We start from the raw sequence: 22,677 nt of genomic DNA on the forward strand, positions 1-22,677 counted from the left end.
TTATACCACTAAATTATGAAATTGTTTTTGGATAATCATTTTATTACTAAGATTAAAAGTTATTCTTTAGTAATTACCCTATTATTCTTACTCTATTCCTGCGCAACACATAAGGCGCAATACGGAAAAAATGTAAGCGCTAACGAAACTGACAACGCAACTGATACTATAAAAATTGCACACACTTTATTTTTGGTGGGAGATGCCGGAAATGCAGATGAAGAACAATCGCAGCAAACACTTGAATTATTGCATCAAAAATTAAAGAAGGCGAATAAAAAATCGACTTTAGTATTTTTAGGAGATAATATATATCCAAAAGGTTTTCCTAGCGACAACAATGCTTCGGATAAAACTTTGGCAGAAACAAAACTAACCAATCAATTAAAATTAACAGAAGGATTTAAAGGTAAAACCGTTTTTATTCCCGGAAACCACGATTGGTACAGCGGTATTAAAGGTTTGGAACTCCAGGCAGATTTTGTAACGAAATATTTAAACGATAAAAAAGCATTTCTGCCAAGAAAAAGCTGCCCGATAGAAGATATAAAAATTGATAGTACAGCTACATTGGTTGCTATTGACAGTGAATGGTTTCTGGAAGATTGGAACAATCATCCAACAATTAATGATAATTGTGACATCAAAACCAGAGAAGATTTTTTTGATGAGCTGGAAAACATTCTAAACAAAAATCAGGAAAAAACAGTTGTTCTGGCAATACATCATCCTTTATTAAGCAACGGAACACATGGAGGTCAATTTTCGTTAGAGAAACAATTATTTCCTTTAGAGAAAAAAATTCCGCTTCCTATAATTGGCTCGTTGATTAATTTACTTCGAAAAACATCAGGCGTGAGTCCGCAGGATATTCAAAATAAACAATATACTATTTATGCCAAGAGAATTAAAACACTTTTACAAGGGCAGAAAAATGTAATTGTAGTTTCGGGACACGATCATAACCTTCAATACATTAGCAAAGAAAATATCAGGCAAATTATTAGTGGTGCAGGATCTAAATCTGAAGCTGCGAGAGCCATTAATGAAAATGATTTTTCGTACGGCGGAAATGGTTATGCAACACTAACTTTATTTAAAAGCGGAGATGCAAAAGTGACTTACTTTGGAAATGAAAATCAAAAGGAAAAATTACTTTTTGAACGTGAGATTATAAAAGCTAAAGAAATTAACTGGGCAGCAGGTGAATCAAATAAATTTCCCGCGACAATTAATACTTCAATTTATTCTGCTGAAATGACCGATAAAAGTTTGTTTCATAAATTTTTATTCGGACAGCATTACAGAAAATATTACAGTATGCCTATCGAAGCCCGAATTGCTACCGTAGACACTTTAATGGGTGGTTTAAAACCTATTCGCGAAGGCGGCGGACATCAATCTGTATCTTTAAGAATGTCTGATCCAAAAGGAAGAGAATATGTGATGCGTGCCATGAAAAAAAGCGCAACCGTATTTTTACAGTCGGTTGCATTTAAAGATCAATACGTTGTAAATGATTTCGAAGAAACATATACTGAAAATTTTCTGTTAGATTTTTATACAACTTCTCATCCTTATGCTCCTTTTGCAATTGGCAGTATGGCAGATCATTTAGGGATTTCGCACACCAATCCTGTTTTATATTATATTCCAAAACAAAATGGATTGAAAGAATTCAATTCAAATTTTGGCGATGAATTGTATATGGTAGAAGAAAGACCCGCAGATAATCATCTGGATGGCAAAAATTTTGGAAATCCAACCGATATTATCAGTACCGAAGATATGATGTCCAACCTTCATAAAGACGAAAAATATTCGGTAGATGAAAAAGAATATATGAAAGCGCGTTTGTTTGATATGCTAATTGGTGACTGGGACAGACACAGCGATCAATGGCGTTGGGGAGAATACAAAAAAGGTGACAAAGTTATTTATAAACCAATTCCGCGTGACCGTGATCAGGCTTTTGCCAAATACGACGGAACTTTACTTTCTCTTTTAATGAATATTCCTGCGCTTCGTCATATGCGTACTTTCAAAAACAAAATTGATAATGTAAAATGGCTTGCCAGAGAACCTTATCCTATGGATTTGGCTTTCTTAAAAACTTCTGAAGAAAAAGACTGGATTGAACAGGCAAAATTTATTCAGGAAAACTTATCGGATACTGATATTGACAATGCTTTTAAAAATATGCCGAAAGAGGTTCAGGATGAAACTATTGAAGATATTAAACGTAAGCTGAAAAACAGAAAAAAAGACCTGCAAAAATATGCTTCGGAATATTCAGATGTGCTGTCTAAAACAGTAATGATTGCCGGGACTGATAAAAAAGATAAATTCGTTATAAATCATAATGCCAGAAAAAGCATTGAAATTCAGGTATACCGAATTAAAAAAGACGGTGATGAACTTGTTTATACCAAAACGGTAACGGATGCTAAAACCAAAAATCTTTGGGTTTATGGTTTAGACGATTCTGATGTTTTTCAGGTTGTTGGAGATCAGAAATCAAAAATCAAAATTCGTTTAATTGGCGGACAAAATAATGACACTTATAATATCGAAAACGGAAAAAAAGTTATTGTTTACGATTTCAAATCAAAAAACAATACTTATAATCTGGATTCTAAAACAAAAACGGAGCTTACTGATGATTATGATGTGAACTTATATAATTACGAAAAACCAAAATATAATGTTATTTCAGGGCTTCCAAATATTGGATTTAATCCTGATGATGGCGTAAAAGTTGGTGTAAATTTAAATTATACCGTTAACAATTTCAAACAAAATCCGTATACGCAAAGACACGTTATAAATGCATTTTACTATTTTGCTACGGGTGGTTTAGAATTTAATTATGTAGCACATTTTCCCGGATTATTGGGTAAATGGGTTATTGATGTTGAATCACTTTATACAACTCCAAATTTTGCCATGAACTATTTTGGCTACGGAAACGAAACCAAATATGATAATCAGGAAGTTGACATGGATTACAACCGTGTTCGTATTAGAAAATTTAATGTTTCAGGTGCCATCAGACACGTCGGACGTTATGGAAGTGAATTTAGTGTGCAGCCTGTTTTTCAAAGACTGACAGTTGAAGAAACCCAAAACAGATTTATCGATACACCAAATATTATAAATCCAAATGTTTTTGATAGTCAGAACTATGGCGGTTTAAAGGTAAAATATCTTTTTAAAAATTCCGATTTTGCTGCTAAACCTACTTTAGGCGTGGCTTTTATGGTTTCGGCAACCTGGTTGACTAATTTAGATGAAAGCAAACAAAATTTCCCAACTCTTGAAAGTCTTTTAGGATTTACACATAAAATTGATCACAACGGAAAATTAGTTCTTGCTACCTATCTAAAAGGAAAAGCTGTATTAAATAATAATTATGATTTCTATCACGGGGCAACTTTAGGTGGAGATACTGACTTAAGAGGTTATAGAAACGAACGATTTTTAGGAAGTTCTTATTTTTCTCAAAGTAGTGATTTACGTTTTAGCATTGGTAAAATTCAAAAAACAATTGCTCCATTAACATACGGAATTTTGGGTGGTTTTGATTATGGAAGAGTATGGCTTGACGGCGAAGATTCTAAAAAATGGCATCAGGATTACGGTGGCGGACTTTGGGTAAATGCAATTAATGTGTTAACTGCACGAATCTCTTACTTTAAATCTCCTGATGAAGTAGGAAGAGTTATTTTTGGAGCGGCATATAGTTTTTAGCTGAAAGATGCTAAGGTTCTGAGTTGCTGAGATTCTAAGATTTTCTAGGTTCAAAGTTGCAAAGGACAAAGTTTTTAGCCACGAATTCACAAATTTTTATTACTAATAATTCGTGAATTCGTGGCTTATTTTTTTCTCTTAGTATCTCAGAACCTTAGCAACTTAGAATCTTATTTTAATTTAAACTCGTAAACTTTCCCTCCTACTTTGTTTGTTTTTTCGTCGGCGATAAGCAGCGTGCTATTGTCTTTAAAAACTATGGCTTCTTTTTGAGAAAAGTGATTTAGTTTGATTTCTGTCTGGGTTCCTTTGTGGAATAAATCTCCTTTAAAATCTTTAAACAAAACTATTTTATCATGACTTAATAGCACAACTTTTTTTCCATCCGGACTGATCGTTGCACTTGTTAAAACGCAATGATTATAGTTATCGCAGGTTTTAAATTCTCCAATTCTTGTTGCTTTTTGAGTTCCGGGTGCGTTTAAGATTTTGTAAATAAAAACTGTGCCGTCGAAATTTTTACTGCGGTTTTTTGTAAAAAGATAAAAATAGTTTCCATGCTCAAAAAAACCTTCAACATCATAAAACAATTCTTTTTTCTTTGGCGGAAATTCTGTTTGTTCGGGATACGAAAATGAAACTTTATATTCGGCTACAGCCAAATCTTTATTCAGTTCATTCTTGGCAACTTTGTAAATACATAAATCTTGACGTTCGTTGTCGTTATTTCCAAAATCACCAATATAAATATTATCATTTTTATCTTTGGTAATATCTTCCCAATCTACATTGGTAGCATTTGTAATTGTTATTGTTTTATTTAATTGTCCATCAGAATTTAAAGCATAAATGGCGTTTTTATTTCCACTGTCTTCTAATGTATAAAGCAAATTGTTTTTAGGGAAATAGGTAATTCCCGAAACTTCTTTCAACTTTTTTGGAAGCGAATAAAGCTCCTTTAAATCATTATTTGATTGTTGCTGACAAGCCAATAAAGCAACGGAAATTCCAAGTAAAAAAAACTTTTTCATAGTATTTATTTTAATTATTAGCCACGGATTTCATAAATTAAAGTTTTTTTTGATTTGTTTCTAAAATCATTTTACTCTATGAAATCTGTGGCAAAAAAAGACTCAAATTAAGTTAGTATTTTTAAAATTACGTGTAATAAACTCAAAAGCTGCAAACATAATATGCCCCATTGATTTTGCATTTTTAAATTTCATATCATTTGTATAACGGTACAATTCCATTTTTAGTTGATTGAGATGTTCTTCTGTCGAAATGGTATCATGACACATGATATTCAGTAATTTTTTGATTCTGTTTTCGGCAGAATGAATACGTTTTGCCAAAATTGCTCTTTCTTCATCTTTATACTGAATAATAGAACGTTCTTCTAATTTATCTTTGATGAGCTTTATCATCGGATAATTTTCCTTAAAAAATTGTGGACGATAAACTTTAAAATTTCCCTCATAACATTGCTGATCAAAGTCAATTGGACGAATTTTATAAACCACCTGATCAAAATCGTGAATTGGCACAATTACATAATTATACGCTCGCATATCGCCTAAAAGCCGAATCATACAACGTTCGTTGAATTTTACAAACTCTTTTGCAATTTGAGATTTCTCCATTTCGGTACAATTATCCAGCAAAGTATCCATGAAAACATCCCCAGGAATTCCGATAATATGCTCTTCTATTAAAGTGTCTTTAAAAACTAAAAAATTTATTTTATCAGGCGAAAGAATATCTTCCAATTCTAAACCATAAATTCTTGAAGCATCTGCTTTTTTGATATAAAAATGAACGTAATTATCATTAAGAATATTTCTAACCTTTATGCGAAAAGGTTTCGAATTTCCGAAAGTACAATAATCAATCGCATCAATATTTAGAAACTGGATAATCTCGCTATTTCCATCAGAATGCAAGAGTGAATAGACTTTTTTTAGATTGAGGTCGATTTCATTTCTTTCAAATTCACTATAATAAACACGAATCCAGAGCGTATCGGTTTCATTCTTATCATAAACATTTACAGAACCGGCAAACCGCAACAAATCATCATAGAACACTGATACTTTTGAAATTCGTTCGTATCGTTCTAAATAACTTAAAAGAGATTGTGTTAAAGGATAAGATGGTTTTTTTAAAACCATTAAAGGTTCGCTCATTTTGAATATCTTTAATACAAATTTACATCAATAGCATGATATAAATAAATTTAGCGTAACAATATACAAGTTGAATCGTCATACTAAAAACTAAAACCGAAATAAATTTGGAAACCATTCTTACTATTGAAAATCTTCACAAACGATACGGGCGTATTCATGCCTTAAAAAATGTATCTTTTGAAATACAAAAAGGCCGTGTATATGGCATTTTAGGACCCAACGGAAGTGGAAAATCAACCACGTTGGGAATTGTACTGAATGTTGTAAACAAAACATCCGGCGATTATCGCTGGTTCAACGGGAACATTCAAACGCATGAAGCGCTAAAAAAAGTTGGTGCTATAATAGAAAGACCTAACTTTTATCCTTACATGACGGCCGAAGAAAACCTGAAATTAGTCTGTAAAATAAAAAGTATTGACTATTCTAAAATAATCGAAAAATTGGATTTAGTAGGTTTATCAGAAAGAAAAAACAGCAAATTCAGTACCTTTTCTTTAGGAATGAAACAGCGTTTGGCCATTGCCTCAGCACTTTTAAATGATCCTGAAATTTTAATTTTAGATGAACCAACAAACGGATTAGACCCGCAGGGAATTCACCAGATTAGAGATATAATAAAAAAAATAGCATCACAGGGAACGACAATTCTACTGGCTTCACATTTATTGGATGAAGTCGAAAAAGTATGTTCGCATGTTATTGTTTTAAGAAAAGGCGAAATTTTATATTCCGGTTCAGTAGATGGAATGTCTGCAAATGAAGGCTTTTTTGAAGTTATGGCAGATGACAATGTACTTTTAAGAACTGTTTTGCAGGAACATCCTGCAATAGACAGAATTACTGAAGAAGATGGAAAATTATTGGTTTACTTAAAATCAGATTTATCAGCATCAGAACTGAATCAGTTTTTGTTTTCTAAAAATCTTACTTTAAGCCATTTGGTAAAACGTAAAAATAGTTTAGAAGCACAATTTTTAGAATTAACCAAAAATGCCACCATCAAAAACAACTAAACCATGAACCGACTTATATCTATAGAATTACAAAAAATCTGGAAAAACAAAGCCAGTCGTGTCCTTACTTTAACGTATTTTATTTTACTTTCCTTTATTGCTTTAATTGCATCGATAAAATTCGATTTTGGAGTTGTTAAAATTCATGTAGCCGAAATGGGAATTTTCAACTTCCCCTTCATCTGGCATTTTAATACCTATATTGCCGCGTGGCTGAAACTTTTTCTGGCCATCGTAATCGTCTCAATGATGGCGAATGAGTATAGTTATGGTACTTTAAAACAAAATCTAATTGATGGTTTAAGCAAAAAAGAGTTTATTTTATCTAAATTCCTGACAGTTGTACTTTTTGCATTATGTTCTACAATTTTTGTTTTTGTGATGAGTTTAATTTTAGGTTTTAGCTTTTCGTCTTATACAGAATTTGATGTTATTTTCATGGATTTGGATTACCTTTTGGCCTTTTTCGTTAAACTTACCGGATTCTTTTCTTTTTGTTTATTTTTAGGAATCTTCGTAAAACGATCTGCGTTTGCATTAGGTTTTCTTTTAGTATGGCTTTTTGTAGAATCAATCATAAAAGGACTTTTAGTTTTTCAGGTTTTTCCAAATAGTAATACTGGTGACTATATCATGCAATTTTTACCTTTAGAAGCAATGTCTAATTTAATTGTTGAACCATTTACAAGATTATCAGTAATAAAAACAATTGGAAACCAAATTGGTGTTGAAAATACTAAGGATTATGACGTCCATTATCTTTCAATTCTGATCGTTATGATCTGGACATATTTGTTTGTTTATTTTTCTTACAGAATACTAAAAAATAGAGATTTATAGTATATTTGCTACTATGAATTATTTTAAAATTGTTTTGTTCGTTTTATTTCTAAGTTGTCTATCTGTAAAGGTAAATGCACAATTTATAAGTATTGATGATCAAAAAACACCCCAGCAGCTTATTGAAAATATTTTAGTAAACAGTTCTTGTGTTTCTATTACAAATTCATCAGGAAAAGGAGATGATTTTAGTCCGGGTCAAAAAAGTTTTGCTTATTTTAATGCCGGTTCAACCCGTTTTCCTTTTCCTGAAGGTATAGTTTTAGCAACTTCTAAAAGTACAAACGCAATTGGCCCTTATAAAAGTGATTTAGGTGAGGGAAGTACAAAATGGCTAGGTGATTCAGACTTAGATCAAACTTTAGGAATTAGCTCTATAAATGCTACTTCATTAGAATTTGATTTTGTACCGTTAACAAACTTTTTAAGTTTCAATTATATTTTTGCATCAAATGAATATCAATCTTTTTATCCATGTGTGTATTCTGATGGCTTTGCATTTTTAATTAAAGAAGTCGGAACAAACGATCCTTATAAAAATCTGGCTGTACTTCCTAATACAAATACACCGGTTTCATCAACAAATGTTCATCCAAAAATTGAACCTAGCGTCGCCATTAACGGGGATAAATATGATGGCTGCCCAGCTAAAAACGAAATTTATTTTAATGGATTAAATAATGGTTCGAGCCCTGTAAATTATGCCGGACAAACTGTTGTCATGAATGCGCAGACTAATGTAATTGCAGGAAGAAAATATCACATAAAACTCGTTATTGCAGATGATAAGAATCAATATTATGATTCGGCTGTATTCTTAGAAGCAGGAAGTTTTATTTCAAAAATTGATTTTGGAGAAGATCGCACAATTGCAACCAATAATCCTGCTTGTTTTGGAGAAAAAATTCTTTTAGACAGCAAACTTTCTGCTACTGATCATACATTTAAATGGTATAAAAAAGACAATCCTGCTACAATTTTAGGCACAAATTCAACTTTTGAAGTTGCAGAAGCCGGAACCTACAAGGTTGAAGCTACCGTAATAGGAACAACATGTGTACTATCAGGAGAAATAAAAATTGATTATGCACCTGAAATCCTTTCGGCAAATACGACTTTAATACAATGTGATGATAATACAGATGGAATTTCAATTTTCAATTTAACGAAAGTAAATAATATCATAAAAAATAATGATTCTGAAATTTTAAACAGTGGATATTATGAATCATTAACTAATGCTGAAGCCAAAACAAATCCAATTCTAACGCCTGAAAAATATACCAATAAATCAGCCTCTCAAATTATTTTTGCAAGACTTGAAAACAAGTACGGCTGTTATAAAATAGCCGAAATAACATTACAAATTTCAAATACAACTATTGCAAGCCAAAACCCGGTAGCTACGTGTGATGGAGATGAAATACAAGACGGTTTGTATCAATTTGATCTAAATGCAGAAGTTACTCCTCAAATTATTTCAGGGTTACCAGCTGGATTAACTGTTCAATATTATTTTGACACAAATGCTGCAGTTACAGAAACAAATGCTTTACCCAATATCTTTAAAAATACAACAGCTTTTACACAAATAATCTATGCGAGAATTATTAACGGACCCAATTGCTATGATATAACTCCGATTACACTTGTTGTAAATACTTTTGATCCGCCAAATTTTGAGGATGAATCTAAATACCTATGTAAAGGGGATGAAATCGATCTGACAGTTGCTACAGGCTTCTCAAGTTATTTGTGGAATACAGGAAGTACAACAAATGCAATAACCGTAAATACAGCCGGAGATTATTCAGTTACTGTAAAAGACGCAAATGGTTGTGAGAAGACTAAAAAGTTCAAAGTAATTCTATCAGAACCTGCAACTATAACAGGAGCAGCGATAAAAGATTTTTCTGCCAATGAAAATTCAGTTTTACTTGAATATACAGGAGTTGGAAATTATGAGTTTTCATTAGACGGAATTGTTTTTCAAAAAGATCCGTTATTTACCTATGTTGCTCCTGGAATTTATAATGCTATTGCCAGAGATATAAATGGTTGCGGTTTATCAAACTCCTATCTTGTATATGTATTGGACTACCCTAGATTTTTTACTCCAAACGAAGATGGATATAATGATTTGTGGTTTATTAAAAACTTAGATCAACTACCTAATTATACTCTTTTTATATTTGATCGTTATGGTAAATTACTAAAACAAATGAACCGAAACAGCAGTGGCTGGAATGGAATTTTTAACGGGCAACTATTACCTTCAGATGACTATTGGTTTAATCTAACTTTTGTAGATGGCAAAATAGTTAAAGGTCATTTTAGTTTAAAAAGATAACAGTACAAAATTCCAAATATCAAATTCTAAATTCCAATATCTTAAAAATAAAAAATCCCAAACTCCTTACGGAATTTGGGATTTTTATATTGAAATTTAAAACCTTAGATTTTAAATCTTTTTCTATCAGTTTCTGTCAAATAGATTTTTCTCAAACGAATAGATTTTGGAGTTACCTCTACATATTCATCTTTTTGAATGTACTCTAAAGCTTCTTCAAGAGAGAAAATAATTGGTGGAATGATTCTTGCTTTTTCATCATTTCCAGAAGAACGAACGTTAGATTGTTTTTTCTCTTTAGTTACGTTTACACACATATCATCAGCACGAGAGTTTTCTCCAATTACCTGACCTTCGTAAATTTCAGCATTTGGTTCAACAAAAAACTTACCACGATCTTGCAATTTATCGATAGAATAAGGAATAGCTTTTCCTTTTTCCATAGAAATCAACGAACCTTTGTTACGTCCGGCAATTTCTCCTTTGTAAGGCTCATATCCAATAAAACGGTGTGCCATAATAGCCTCACCAGCTGTTGCAGTAAGTAATTGATTACGCAATCCAATAATTCCACGTGATGGAATATTAAATTTCACAATCATACGCTCCCCTTTAGTTTCCATAGAAAGCATTTCTCCTTTACGCATTGTAACGAATTCAACTGCTCTACCTGAAAGGTTTTCTGGTAAATCGATTGTCAATTCTTCAATTGGCTCACATTTTTTACCATCAATTTCTTTGATGATAACCTGTGGCTGACCAATTTGCAACTCATACCCTTCTCTTCTCATTGTTTCAATAAGAACAGATAAGTGAAGTACTCCACGACCAAAAACCATGAATTTATCAGCAGAATCAGTTTCACCTAACTTCATAGCTAAGTTTTTCTCTAATTCTTTTGTTAATCTTTCTCTAATATGACGAGAAGTTACAAATTTACCTTCTTTACCAAAGAAAGGTGAATCGTTAATTGTAAACAACATACTCATTGTTGGCTCATCAATTGCGATAGTTTGTAAAGCTTCAGGATTTTCAGCATCGGCGATAGTATCTCCAATTTCAAAACCTTCAACTCCAATAATAGCACAGATATCTCCAGCAATTACTTGTTGTACTTTTTTACGACCTAAACCTTCAAAAGTATGTAATTCTTTAATACGTGATTTTATAACTTTACCATCTCTTTTTACCAAAGAAATTGGCATACCTTCGTTTAAAATTCCTCTTTCAAGACGACCAATAGCGATACGACCTGTAAATGCAGAGAAATCTAAAGATGTAATCAACATTTGAGGAGTTCCTTCAGATACTTTAGGAGCTGGTACATTTTTGATAACCATGTCTAATAAAGGCTCAATGTTGTCAGTTTGGTTTCTGAAATCATCAGACATCCAGTTGTTTTTAGCAGAGCCGTAAACAGTTGGAAAATCTAATTGTTCTTCAGAAGCACCTAATTCAAACATTAAGTCAAAAACTTTTTCATGAACTTCTTCAGGAGTACAGTTTTCTTTATCAACTTTGTTGATAACTACGCATGGCTTAAGACCTAAGTCAATCGCTTTTTGTAGTACAAAACGAGTTTGTGGCATTGGACCCTCAAAAGCATCCACTAGCAAACATACACCATCGGCCATGTTCAATACACGTTCTACTTCACCTCCAAAATCCGCGTGGCCTGGAGTGTCAATAATATTGATTTTTGTTCCTTTATATTGAACTGATACGTTTTTAGAAGTAATAGTAATACCTCTCTCACGCTCTAAATCGTTATTATCAAGAATTAAATCACCTGTATTTTCGTTGTCACGAAATAATTGACAGTGATACATAATTTTATCAACCAAAGTGGTTTTACCGTGATCGACGTGGGCAATAATTGCAATGTTTCTAATAGATTCCATCTGTGATTTTTAATGGGTGCAAAGGTACACTTTATTTTGATATAAAAAACGTTTCTTTGATAGTTTGCGTATATCCAAGTAATTAGTTCAACTCTCAATGTTAATTTTAAGGTCAAAATGAAATCTAATTTTTGCTTAATTATGGTTAATTTAATTATATTTGAGTAATGAAAAGTAAAACTATCCAAATTACTCTAATCTATATTATGATTTCGTTATTTGTGACTATAATCTGTCATAAATTACTCGCTAGTTTTATCTCCTCCAAAGAAAACTTTTATTTTTTTATTATAAAAGACATTATTTTCATCTTAATTACCGGTCTCGTTTTCAAATACATACTCTCTAAAAACGAAAGCAAAAATGTCTCAATTTTTGAAAAATTAAAACAGACAAACGAAGAAATCAAAGAATCGAATGAAAAATATGATATTGTAGCAAAAGCCACAAGCGATACCATTTGGGATTGGAAAATACAGGAAGACAGCATTAACTGGAATAAAGGAATTGAAAGCGTTTTTGGGTACAAGCAAGAAGAGGTTGGAAAAACTTCAAAATGGTGGTTTGACAAAATTCATCCCGAAGACAGCATCAGAATGTCTATAAAACTATATTCATTTATAGAGCAAAAAACCGAAAAATGGCAGGATCAATATCGCTTTAGATGTGCAGACGGAACCTATAAATACGTTTTAGACCGTGGCTTTTTACTGAAAGACGAAAACGGGAGAGCCATTAGAATGATTGGAGCAATCCAGGATATTACCAAACAAAAAGAAGAAGAGCAACGATTGAAGCTTCTCGAAACTGTAATTACACAATCTAAAGATTCGATTTTAATTACAGAAGCGAACTCTATAAACGGAAAAATACCCAAAATTGTTTATGTAAATCCTGCATTCCTGCAAATGTCAGGCTATCATTCAAATGAAATAATTGGAAAATCAACTAATATTTTCAACAAAGGCCCAAATTCAGATTCAGATGAATTAAAAAAACTTTTGCGAGCTATTAAAAATGAAGAAGAATGTTTAATAGAAACCATAAGCTACACAAAACATAAAGAAGAATATTGGGTGCGTTTTTCCATGATTCCGATTTTTAATAATGAAGGTGTTATTTCACATTGGATTTCGATTCAACGAAATATTACAGATGAGAAAAAACTAGAAACAGAAAAAGAGCATCTTATTCGCGAATTAACACAAAACAATAAAGATTTAAAACAATTTTCGTACATCACATCACACAACCTGCGTGCGCCTTTGTCAAATTTAATTGGGCTTTTAAATCTTACCGAAGATATTCCGATAGAAAACCCTGAATTAAAAGAAATTTTGACCGGATTTAGCAAATCAACTCACTTATTAAATGAGACTATTAATGATTTAGTAAAGGTTATTATCATTAAAGACAATCCTTCAATGCAAAAAGAAGAAGTCTCTCTAAAAGAAGTGTTCGAAAACGTATTTAGCCAACTATCATTTCAAATCGAATTACATAAGCCAATAATCAAACTTAAGTTTGACAGGGTACCATTATTAAACACAAACAAAGCTTATATTGAAAGTATTTTACTTAATTTACTCACCAATTCTATAAAATACAAATCAGAAAACAGGAAACTAAAAATATCTATAACTGCAGAACAAATAGATCATCAAGTCATTCTAACCTTTAAGGATAATGGAATTGGTATTGATCTTGAAAGAAATCGTGATAAAGTTTTTGGATTATACCAAAGATTTCACAACTATCCTGACAGCAAAGGATTGGGATTATATCTTGTAAAATCGCAAGTAGAAACAATGGGAGGCACTATTAGTATAGAAAGTGAAGTTAACATAGGAACTACTTTTACAATAACATTTAAAAATTAATTATTATGCTTGAGCAAATTTTATGTATTGATGACGACCCTATCACACTAATGCTATGCAAAAAAGTGATTGCGAAATCTTCTTTTTCTAAAGAAATCATTACTGCTCCAAATGGCGAAGAAGCATTACATCATTTCAACACATTAAAATACAATAACAAAAACAAGGTAAGCAAAAAACCGGAATTAATTTTTTTAGACTTAAATATGCCGGTGATGGGTGGCTGGGAATTTTTAGACCATTTTACCTCTAAGGCTTATTCTGAATTTAATACTGCAAAAGTTATTGTCTTGTCTTCTACAATTGATCCTCACGATCTTGCCAAAGCCAAAAAATACCCTATAATAATAGATTTTCTTTCAAAACCAATTACAAAGCCGATGTTAGAATATTTAAAAAAGAAAATGGAGCTTTAAAAACGTATAATCAAAAATCAAAAAAAAAATCAAATACTTCTACAGAAATATTGGAACTTGAATTTTTTTTTGAAAATTTATAAAAATTCAATTTTGTTCAAACAAAAAAAAATCCTCTAAAAGAGGATTTTTATATTTTTAGGAAATTGTAATTAATTACAATTTAGCAACATGTTTAGTTAATTTAGACTTCAAGTTAGAAGCTTTATTATCATGAATGATGTTCTTTTTAGCTAATTTATCAATCATAGAGATTACAGTTGATAATTTTGAAGCAGCATCAGATTTATCAGTAGCTAATCTTAATGCTTTAATAGCATTACGAGTAGTTTTATGTTGATATCTGTTAAGAACTCTTCTTTTTTCGTTACTTCTGATTCTTTTTAATGCTGACTTATGATTTGCCATTTTGTTTTAATTTTAGATGTAATAATTATTATAGATACTAGTTAAAAAAGAAAAACCTCCCACAATTGCAAAACAATCACTTTGGTTTTAACTAATAAAACAAAAACCGAGACACCAATTTTTATTTTACAAAACTTATTCACAACTAATTTTAGTAGTCTGTAAGGGAATCGAACCCCTGTTACCAGGACGAAAGCCTGGAGTCCTAACCCCTAGACGAACAGACCATATCCTTCTAAGTTTTTCTATATTTAAATAGAGGTATTTTGTAGCCCGTAGCGGAATCGAACCGCTCTTACATGGATGAAAACCATGCGTCCTAACCGATAGACGAACGGGCCATTTTAATGCTCAGTATTTTAAGAACAATTTTGCAGTAAAAAAGTAGTAGCCCGTAGCGGAATCGAACCGCTCTTACATGGATGAAAACCATGCGTCCTAACCGATAGACGAACGGGCCTGCTTCTCTAATGCGGATGCAAAAATACAACTATTTTTAAGATGTACAATACCTGATGCAAAAAAAATTAATTTTTTTTAATATGCCTTAGCAAACAGCACTCTTCTTGTAGAAGGATTACCAGTAAACACACAGGTTCCGGCCTCCTCGATACTATCCAAAGGTATACAACGAATCGTTGCTTTTGTCAGGTCTTTTATTTTTTCTTCAGTAGCTGCCGTACCATCCCAATGAGCAGATACAAAACCACCTTTTCCATCTAAAACCTCTTTAAACTCCTCAAAACTATTTACTTCTGTAATATGTGTATTACGATAATCTAATGCTTTATTAAATAAATCGTTTTGAATCTGTTCTAAAAGGTCATTTATATAAGTAACGATTCCTTCTGCAGGAACCACTTCTTTTGTCAATGTATCACGTCTCGCAACCTCAAAAGTTCCGTTTTCTAAATCTTTTGGACCAACAGCAATTCTAACAGGAACTCCTTTTAATTCCCATTCAGCAAACTTAAATCCTGGTTTTTGAGTTGTTCTGTCATCATATTTAACTGAAATCTTTAACTTTTTCAACTTAGCAGTCAAATCATTAACCGCAGCCGTAATTTCTGCTAATTGTTCATCTGTTTTATAGATTGGCACAATAACAACTTGTATAGGTGCCAAATTTGGAGGCAACACTAATCCCTGATCATCAGAATGCGTCATAACCAACGCTCCCATTAATCGGGTAGAAACTCCCCAGGAAGTCCCCCAAACATGTTCTTGTTTTCCTTCTGCATTAGCAAACTTTACATCAAATGCTTTTGCGAAGTTTTGACCTAAAAAGTGAGAGGTTCCCGCTTGCAATGCTTTTCCATCCTGCATTAATGCTTCAATACAATAGGTTTCATCAGCACCTGCAAAACGTTCTGTTTCGGTTTTAATACCTTTTACAACCGGAATCGCCATAAAATTCTCTGCAAAATCAGCATAAACATTCATCATTTTTTCAGATTCTTCTACCGCTTCTGCTTTTGTGGCATGCGCTGTATGTCCTTCCTGCCATAAAAATTCAGCCGTTCTTAAAAACAAACGTGTACGCATTTCCCAACGCACTACATTTGCCCATTGATTAATCAATAAAGGTAAATCTCTGTAGGATTGAACCCATCCTTTATAAGTAGACCAAATAATTGCCTCACTCGTTGGACGAACAATAAGTTCTTCCTCCAGCTTTGCATTTGGATCAACCATTAATTTTCCGGGTTTGTCCGGATCGTTTTTTAATCTATAATGTGTTACAATGGCGCATTCTTTTGCAAATCCCTCTGCATTTTTTTCTTCAGCCTCAAACATGCTTTTAGGCACAAATAAAGGGAAGTACGCGTTTTGATGTCCTGTTTCTTTAAACATCCTGTCCAGCTCAGCCTGCATTTTTTCCCAAATCGCATATCCGTATGGTTTGATAACCATACATCCTCTAACGCCTGAATTTTCGGCTAAATCTGCTTTTACAACCAGTTCGTTATACCATTTCGAATAATCTTCTGATCTTGTAGTGAGGTTCTTACTCATATTGAATAGTTTGGCACAAATTTTGTTTTAATAATTTTAACTAAATAGTTTGACAAAACTAACTATTTTTGTAATGTGCAACAATAAAAAACACCACAGATATGAAAACTTCTATTTCTCTTCGCCAAAACTCAGCTCATTTCTATTTAATTGGATTATTGAGTTTTCTAGCAGCATCGTGTGGTTCTTACCAAAATACTTCATATAATGACAATGACGGAGTATATGGTGGTTCATCAAGAACGTATGCTCAAACAAATACCACAGGTACCAACAATCAATATAAAGAATACTTTAAATCATTACAAGACGACGATCAGCCGACCGAAATTTTTACTGATGTAGATTCTTATGGCAATTATGCCGAAAATGACAGCACACAAACTGCTGTAACCACGAATGCATATCCTGCATGGGGAAGCGGTAATACTGAAGTTGCCGTTAACTATTATTCTGATCCAACCTGGTCAATAGGTTTTGGCTTTGGATTAGGATACCCTTATTATGGATGGGGTTATGGTGGTGGCTACTGGGGATACCCTGGATACGCCTGGGGTTATCCTGGATACTGGGGACCTGGATGGGGATACCCTGGATACTGGGGAGGTGGTTACGGATACCGTTATAACAACTACGCCTATAACTATGGAAGAAGAGGATCTGCAGCTTACTATGGCGGAAGAAATTATGCTTATAACAGAAATTACACTTCAAGAGGATATTCTAACAGAAGCTACACAGACAGAAATTATTCAAATAGAGGCTATTCAAACAGAAGCTATACTACTAACAGAAATAGTTACAACACAAACAGACAAAACAGCTATTCTGATTACAGAAGAGGTTCTTCTGTAAATAGTAGAACGACAAGCCCTACTTTTACAAACAGAAACAACTCTTCCAGAAATAGTAGTTACGATTATTCAAATAGAGGATCAAGCAACTCAACTAGCAGAAGCTATAACAACAGCGGCAATAACTCATCAAGAAGTTATTCAACACCAAGCAGCAGTTCTTCACGTTCTTATAACAGTGGCGGCGGCGGAAGCATGAGATCATCAGGCGGCGGTGGCGGCGGTGGAAGATCTTACGGCGGTGGCGGTGGAGGAAGAAGATAATTCCTCTACTGTTTCAATCTTTAAATCATTTTAACACCTAATCAAATGAAAAAAATATTATTCCTAATTCTATCAGGACTAACTTTTAGCGTCTCACATTCTCAAGAAGTTTCAGATGCCGTACGCTATGCTCAGGACAATTTGACCGGAACTGCCAGATTTAGAGCCATGAGCGGAGCTTTTGGAGCTGTTGGCGGAGATTTATCTTCTCTTTCTGTAAACCCTGCAGGATCTGCTGTATTCAACAACAATCAGGTTGGTTTAACATTAAGCAATCAAAATCTTGCTAATAATTCTAGTTATCTTGATGGAAACCAAACTCAAAACAAAGACAATTCGTTCATCCTGAATCAGGCTGGTGGTATTTTTGTTTTCAAAGACAGAAACCCGAATAATGGATGGAATAAAGTTGTAATTGGAGCAACTTATGAAAATACCAATAATTTTGACAGCAATACCTTCTCTGTTGGAAGTAATCCAAATTCTGTAGCAAATTATTTTTTAGCTTATGCTAACGGAATTCCTTTGGGTGACATTAAAAATATACCTTACAGAGATCAATTTTATGATGAGCAGCAGGCTTATTTGGGTTATAATGGTTTTATAATAAATCCTGCCATTGATAATAATAGCAACACACAATATAACTCTAACGTCCCTACCGGAGGTAATTACTATCAGGAAAATGAAATTTACGCCAGGGGATACAATAGTAAATTAAGCTTTAATATTGCAACTTCATACAAAGATCGTATTTTTCTGGGAGCGAACTTAAATGTACACATTACAGATTATAGAAGATCAAGCAGCTTTTATGAATACAACAACAACAATCTTACTTCGCAAGAAACGATTTCTGATTTAAGATTTAACAATGAATTATATACTTATGGTAATGGCTTCTCTTTTCAATTAGGAGCAATTGCCAAAGTTACAGAAGCTTTCAGACTAGGATTAGCATACGAATCAAACACTTGGTATGAATTATATGATGAAGTTTCACAAAGTGTTTACACAACCAGACAAGCTGCAAATGGTCCTGAACTTTTTGCAGATGTAAATCCAAATATTATAAATGTATATGAACCTTATACTTTGCAAACTCCAGGTAAATTTACTTTTAGTGGAGCATATGTATTTGGAAAATCAGGATTAATTAGCATTGATTATTCTATAAAAGATTATGGTAATACAAAATACAAACCTACAAGTGATGCAGGTTTCAGAGGAGTTAATAACGACATGAGCAATCAACTGACCAGCAATGGAGAACTAAGAGTTGGTGCTGAATATAAAATAAACCGACTAAGCCTACGTGGCGGTTATCGTTTTGAAGGCAGTCCGTATAAAAACGGAACTACGATTGGGGATTTAAACAGTTATTCTGGAGGTTTAGGATATAATTTTGGAGGAACAAAAGTAGATTTAGCATATTCTTATTTAGAAAGAAAATCGAATCAGGGAATTTTTGACAGAGGACTTACTGACGCTCCAAACATTACATCGAAACTGAATAATGTTTCTCTGACTTTATTATTTGAATTGTAATTAAAAATAAATAGATGAATGGAAATTTCCGTCAGGTTTTTTTATCTGACGGATTTTTTTTTAATACGAAAAAAGATTGAACCCAGAATTTTGAAACGATTAGCTTCATAAAAAACATGTAAAACAAACCGAAACAAGTGGTGTTTGAATAAAAAAGTGTAATTTTGCACTCCAATTTATAAAAGTATGAGAACCAAGTCTTTAAAAAAGAACAAAATTAACGTAATCACTCTTGGGTGTTCGAAGAATGTATATGATAGCGAAGTGCTTATGGGACAGCTTCGTGCGAATGGAAAAGAAGTACAACACGAGGCACCAGCTGCAGAAGAAGGAAATATCATTGTAATTAACACTTGTGGATTTATTGATAATGCAAAAGCTGAATCAGTAAATATGATTTTGGAATACGCTGATAAAAAAGACAAAGGCTTAGTTGATAAAGTTTTCGTAACCGGATGTTTATCTGAACGTTACAGACCCGATTTAGAAAAAGAAATTCCGAATGTAGATCAATATTTTGGTACAACAGAATTACCTCAACTATTGAAAGCTTTGGGAGCTGACTATAAACATGAACTATTAGGAGAACGTTTAACTACAACTCCTAAAAATTACGCTTATTTGAAAATTGCCGAAGGCTGTGACAGACCATGCAGTTTTTGTGCAATTCCTTTAATGAGAGGTACTCACGTTTCTCAACCAATTGAAAAATTAGTCAAAGAAGCTCAAGGCTTAGCTAAAAATGGCGTTAAAGAATTAATTTTAATAGCGCAGGACTTAACTTATTATGGCCTTGATATTTATAAAAAGAGAAATCTTGCTGAGCTTTTAGAAGAATTAGCAAAAGTAGAAGGTATAGAATGGATTCGTTTGCACTACGCCTACCCTACCGGTTTCCCGATGGACGTTTTGGAATTAATGAAACGTGAACCAAAAATTTGTAATTATATTGATATTCCGTTACAGCATATTTCTGATTCTATCTTAAAATCGATGCGTCGTGGTACAACACAGGCAAAAACAACTCAATTATTGAAAGATTTTCGTGCTGCAGTTCCGGGAATGGCAATTAGAACTACTTTGATTGTTGGATATCCTGGAGAAACTCAGGAAGATTTTGAAATTTTGAAAGATTTTGTTCAGGAAATGAAGTTTGACAGAATGGGATGTTTTGCTTATTCTCACGAAGAAAACACTCATGCCTATTTACTTGAAGATGATGTTCCTGCCGATGTGAAACAAGCCAGAGCCAATGAAATTATGGAATTACAATCGCAAATTTCATGGGATTTGAATCAGGAAAAAGTTGGACAGGTATTTAAATGTATTATTGACAGAAAAGAAGGCGCACATTTTGTTGGAAGAACAGAGTTTGACAGCCCGGATGTTGATAATGAAGTTTTAATAGATGCATCAAAACATTATGTAAAAACAGGTGAATTTGTTAATATAAGGATAATTGAAGCTACAGAATTTGATTTATACGGAGAACCTGCTTAAATTTACAGTATTCATTTGCTAATTTTAGAAAAAACATTTATGAAATCTATCCAATCTTTATTTCTTTTAGTTTTCGCCTTATTATGTTTCAACACTATTTCTGCTCAATACGGAAACGGGTATAACAATGGTTATGGCAGCAATGGCTACGGAAGAGGCGGCGGAATGGGCATGGACAGAAGCATGATGCAAGGTCCTCAAGGAAACACAAGCAAACCAAAAGAAGTTCCGGCTGAAGAAACAGCAGCCAAGATCGTAGAACAAATGAAACCCGAAGTTAACCTTGATGAATTGCAAGCTATTGCTATCACCAATGTTTTGACAGACAGCATGAAAGAACAAGGGGTTCTTTTGAAAAACGAAAGCAGCAGCCAAGATGAAAAAATTGAGCAAATGAAAGCGTTGAGAGAAAGCACTACTAAAAAAATAACTGCTTTTTTAAATCCTGACCAGATTCCAAAATACACCGATTTTATGGAGAACTTTAAGGAGATCAAAAAAACAAAATCTAAAAAGAAAAAAGATTCTAAAGAAAACAAAGACGATAAAAAAGAAACAGAGGCAATAAAAACAGAAGAATAATTGTTTTAACTATATCTTTAAAAAATAATAAAACCATGGCAAAAAAACATTTTTGTTATCTGATTTTAGCAATTATTATTACTTCTTGCTCTACAAATCCTTATAAAACTACTGAAAAAGCCTACGATCAACAGCTTAAAACTTTAGAAAATCAAATTACAAGCAAAGAAGCTCAGCCAATACCTGCTGTTAGCCCTGTAGTTATTGACACTACTTATGCACAGCAATTAGGTATCATAAAAGATACCTTATCAAAAACGGGGTCAACTGCTTTATTGAATGGTATAAACACAGAATGGATTGGTACTGTAAATTTTAATTTAAGAAAACCGAGTTTTATTATTATTCATCACACAGCTCAAGATTCTGTACAGCAAACTATAAACACTTTTACGAAAACTAAAACACAGGTTAGCGCACATTATATTATTTCTGAAAATGGAAAAGTAGTGCAAATGCTAAATGATTATTTAAGAGCATGGCATGCTGGTGCATCAACTTGGGGGAAAAATACAGATTTAAACTCTAGTTCTATTGGTATTGAGCTTGACAATAATGGTTTTAAACCTTTTACCGAAGCACAAATAAGCAGTTTAGTTGCGCTTTTGACAAAACTTAAAAAAGATTACAATATTCCAACTCAAAATATTTTAGGTCATGCTGATATTGCTCCCGGAAGAAAACAAGATCCAAGTGCGTTGTTTCCATGGAAAACCTTAGCAGAAAAAGGTTTTGGAATCTGGCCAGACGAAATTTTAGAAGAAGCTCCTTTTGATTTTAAAATTGAACCTGCTTTGCGCATCATCGGTTATAACACTAAGAATCTTACTGCAGCAATTCAAGCGTTTAAACTACATTATATTCAAACGGATGCAACATCTGTTTTAGATCGAAAAACGATTGATACGATTTATTCGATTTATAAAAAGCAACTTCAATAATACATCATTATTATAAAACACAAAAGGCGTTTCTAAATTTAGAAACGCTTTTTGTGTTTACAGAAGTTTTCGCCACGAATTACACTAATTTTCACGAATTTAAAATGTGGAAATTTTGTCACAGATTATTTTTTTATTATCCGCTTAGCTTAATTAGAAATTAGAAAAAAAATAGGGAAATTGCTTCTCTAGTTCTCTATCGTTCGAATCTTGGCAAAAAAG

16 protein-coding genes and 3 tRNA genes are annotated in these 22,677 nt (G+C 32.9%); 11 read left to right on the forward strand and 8 right to left on the reverse strand.

The annotated features are described in order from the left end of the window. Positions 1-15 precede the first annotated feature (15 nt). Positions 16-3,750, forward strand: a complete 3,735-nt coding sequence (locus AC4FQ3_RS11495; protein ID WP_491181944.1) for a metallophosphoesterase — start codon at positions 16-18, stop codon at positions 3,748-3,750. Positions 3,751-3,920: 170 nt separating this feature from the next. Here the strand turns inward: AC4FQ3_RS11495 and AC4FQ3_RS11500 are convergent, their stop codons facing one another. Further along, complete coding sequence (locus tag AC4FQ3_RS11500; protein ID WP_491181945.1) at positions 3,921-4,781, reverse strand: SdiA-regulated domain-containing protein; 861 nt, start codon at positions 4,779-4,781, stop codon at positions 3,921-3,923. Between the two features lie 102 nt (positions 4,782-4,883). Then, complete coding sequence (locus AC4FQ3_RS11505) at positions 4,884-5,936, reverse strand: hypothetical protein (protein ID WP_042564678.1); 1,053 nt, start codon at positions 5,934-5,936, stop codon at positions 4,884-4,886. Between the two features lie 107 nt (positions 5,937-6,043). Between AC4FQ3_RS11505 and AC4FQ3_RS11510 the strand changes: the two genes are divergently transcribed. Genes AC4FQ3_RS11510 through AC4FQ3_RS11520 form a run of 3 tightly spaced genes read left to right on the forward strand, consistent with a single transcriptional unit; the run spans position 6,044 to position 10,145 of the window. After that, positions 6,044-6,955 carry an ABC transporter ATP-binding protein gene (locus AC4FQ3_RS11510; protein WP_491181946.1) on the forward strand — a complete coding sequence of 304 codons (912 nt, stop codon included), beginning with the start codon at positions 6,044-6,046 and terminating at the stop codon, positions 6,953-6,955. A 3-nt stretch (positions 6,956-6,958) separates the two neighbouring features. Then, positions 6,959-7,795 (forward strand): ABC transporter permease, encoded by an 837-nt coding sequence (locus tag AC4FQ3_RS11515; RefSeq protein ID WP_491181947.1) that lies wholly within the window; start codon positions 6,959-6,961, stop codon positions 7,793-7,795. A 13-nt stretch (positions 7,796-7,808) separates the two neighbouring features. Continuing rightward, complete coding sequence (locus AC4FQ3_RS11520; protein ID WP_491181948.1) at positions 7,809-10,145, forward strand: T9SS type B sorting domain-containing protein; 2,337 nt, start codon at positions 7,809-7,811, stop codon at positions 10,143-10,145. Positions 10,146-10,249: 104 nt separating this feature from the next. Here the strand turns inward: AC4FQ3_RS11520 and typA are convergent, their stop codons facing one another. Next, on the reverse strand, positions 10,250-12,046 hold the full coding sequence (gene typA / locus AC4FQ3_RS11525; protein WP_042564682.1) for a translational GTPase TypA: 1,797 nt from the start codon (positions 12,044-12,046) through the stop codon (positions 10,250-10,252). Positions 12,047-12,213: 167 nt separating this feature from the next. Between typA and AC4FQ3_RS11530 the strand changes: the two genes are divergently transcribed. After that, a complete protein-coding gene (locus AC4FQ3_RS11530) occupies positions 12,214-13,926 on the forward strand; it encodes a PAS domain-containing sensor histidine kinase (protein WP_073395381.1) in 1,713 nt (570 codons plus the stop codon). A 5-nt stretch (positions 13,927-13,931) separates the two neighbouring features. Continuing rightward, positions 13,932-14,342 (forward strand): response regulator, encoded by a 411-nt coding sequence (locus AC4FQ3_RS11535; RefSeq protein ID WP_042564684.1) that lies wholly within the window; start codon positions 13,932-13,934, stop codon positions 14,340-14,342. Positions 14,343-14,498: 156 nt separating this feature from the next. Here AC4FQ3_RS11535 and rpsT read toward each other — a convergent pair whose 3' ends face one another. The 5 genes from rpsT to proS all read right to left on the reverse strand — a co-directional run bounded on the left by rpsT (position 14,499) and on the right by proS (position 16,766). Continuing rightward, on the reverse strand, positions 14,499-14,750 hold the full coding sequence (gene rpsT / locus AC4FQ3_RS11540) for a 30S ribosomal protein S20 (protein WP_041517133.1): 252 nt from the start codon (positions 14,748-14,750) through the stop codon (positions 14,499-14,501). Positions 14,751-14,905: 155 nt separating this feature from the next. Continuing rightward, positions 14,906-14,977, reverse strand: a tRNA-Glu gene (locus AC4FQ3_RS11545). A gap of 42 nt (positions 14,978-15,019) precedes the next feature. Beyond that, positions 15,020-15,091 (reverse strand) — tRNA-Glu (locus AC4FQ3_RS11550). 47 nt (positions 15,092-15,138) lie between these two features. Then, positions 15,139-15,210, reverse strand: a tRNA-Glu gene (locus AC4FQ3_RS11555). A gap of 77 nt (positions 15,211-15,287) precedes the next feature. Continuing rightward, the gene (gene proS, locus AC4FQ3_RS11560; protein WP_491181949.1) at positions 15,288-16,766 is read right to left on the reverse strand and encodes a proline--tRNA ligase; all 1,479 of its coding nucleotides are present in this window, start codon (positions 16,764-16,766) and stop codon (positions 15,288-15,290) included. A gap of 101 nt (positions 16,767-16,867) precedes the next feature. Here proS and AC4FQ3_RS11565 point away from each other — a divergent pair, with 101 nt between their 5' ends. From AC4FQ3_RS11565 to AC4FQ3_RS11585, 5 genes are all read left to right on the forward strand, one after another. Then, complete coding sequence (locus tag AC4FQ3_RS11565; RefSeq protein WP_491181950.1) at positions 16,868-17,884, forward strand: hypothetical protein; 1,017 nt, start codon at positions 16,868-16,870, stop codon at positions 17,882-17,884. Between the two features lie 45 nt (positions 17,885-17,929). Next, on the forward strand, positions 17,930-19,432 hold the full coding sequence (locus tag AC4FQ3_RS11570) for an OmpP1/FadL family transporter (RefSeq protein WP_491181951.1): 1,503 nt from the start codon (positions 17,930-17,932) through the stop codon (positions 19,430-19,432). A gap of 186 nt (positions 19,433-19,618) precedes the next feature. After that, positions 19,619-20,932, forward strand: coding sequence for a 30S ribosomal protein S12 methylthiotransferase RimO (rimO, locus tag AC4FQ3_RS11575; protein ID WP_042564688.1), 1,314 nt, complete (start codon positions 19,619-19,621; stop codon positions 20,930-20,932). Positions 20,933-20,971: 39 nt separating this feature from the next. Continuing rightward, on the forward strand, positions 20,972-21,514 hold the full coding sequence (locus AC4FQ3_RS11580) for a hypothetical protein (protein WP_042564689.1): 543 nt from the start codon (positions 20,972-20,974) through the stop codon (positions 21,512-21,514). Between the two features lie 35 nt (positions 21,515-21,549). Then, a complete protein-coding gene (locus AC4FQ3_RS11585; protein WP_042564690.1) occupies positions 21,550-22,455 on the forward strand; it encodes an N-acetylmuramoyl-L-alanine amidase in 906 nt (301 codons plus the stop codon). Positions 22,456-22,677: the final 222 nt, after the last annotated feature.

Source organism: Flavobacterium sp. AK-345 (genome assembly GCF_058310175.1).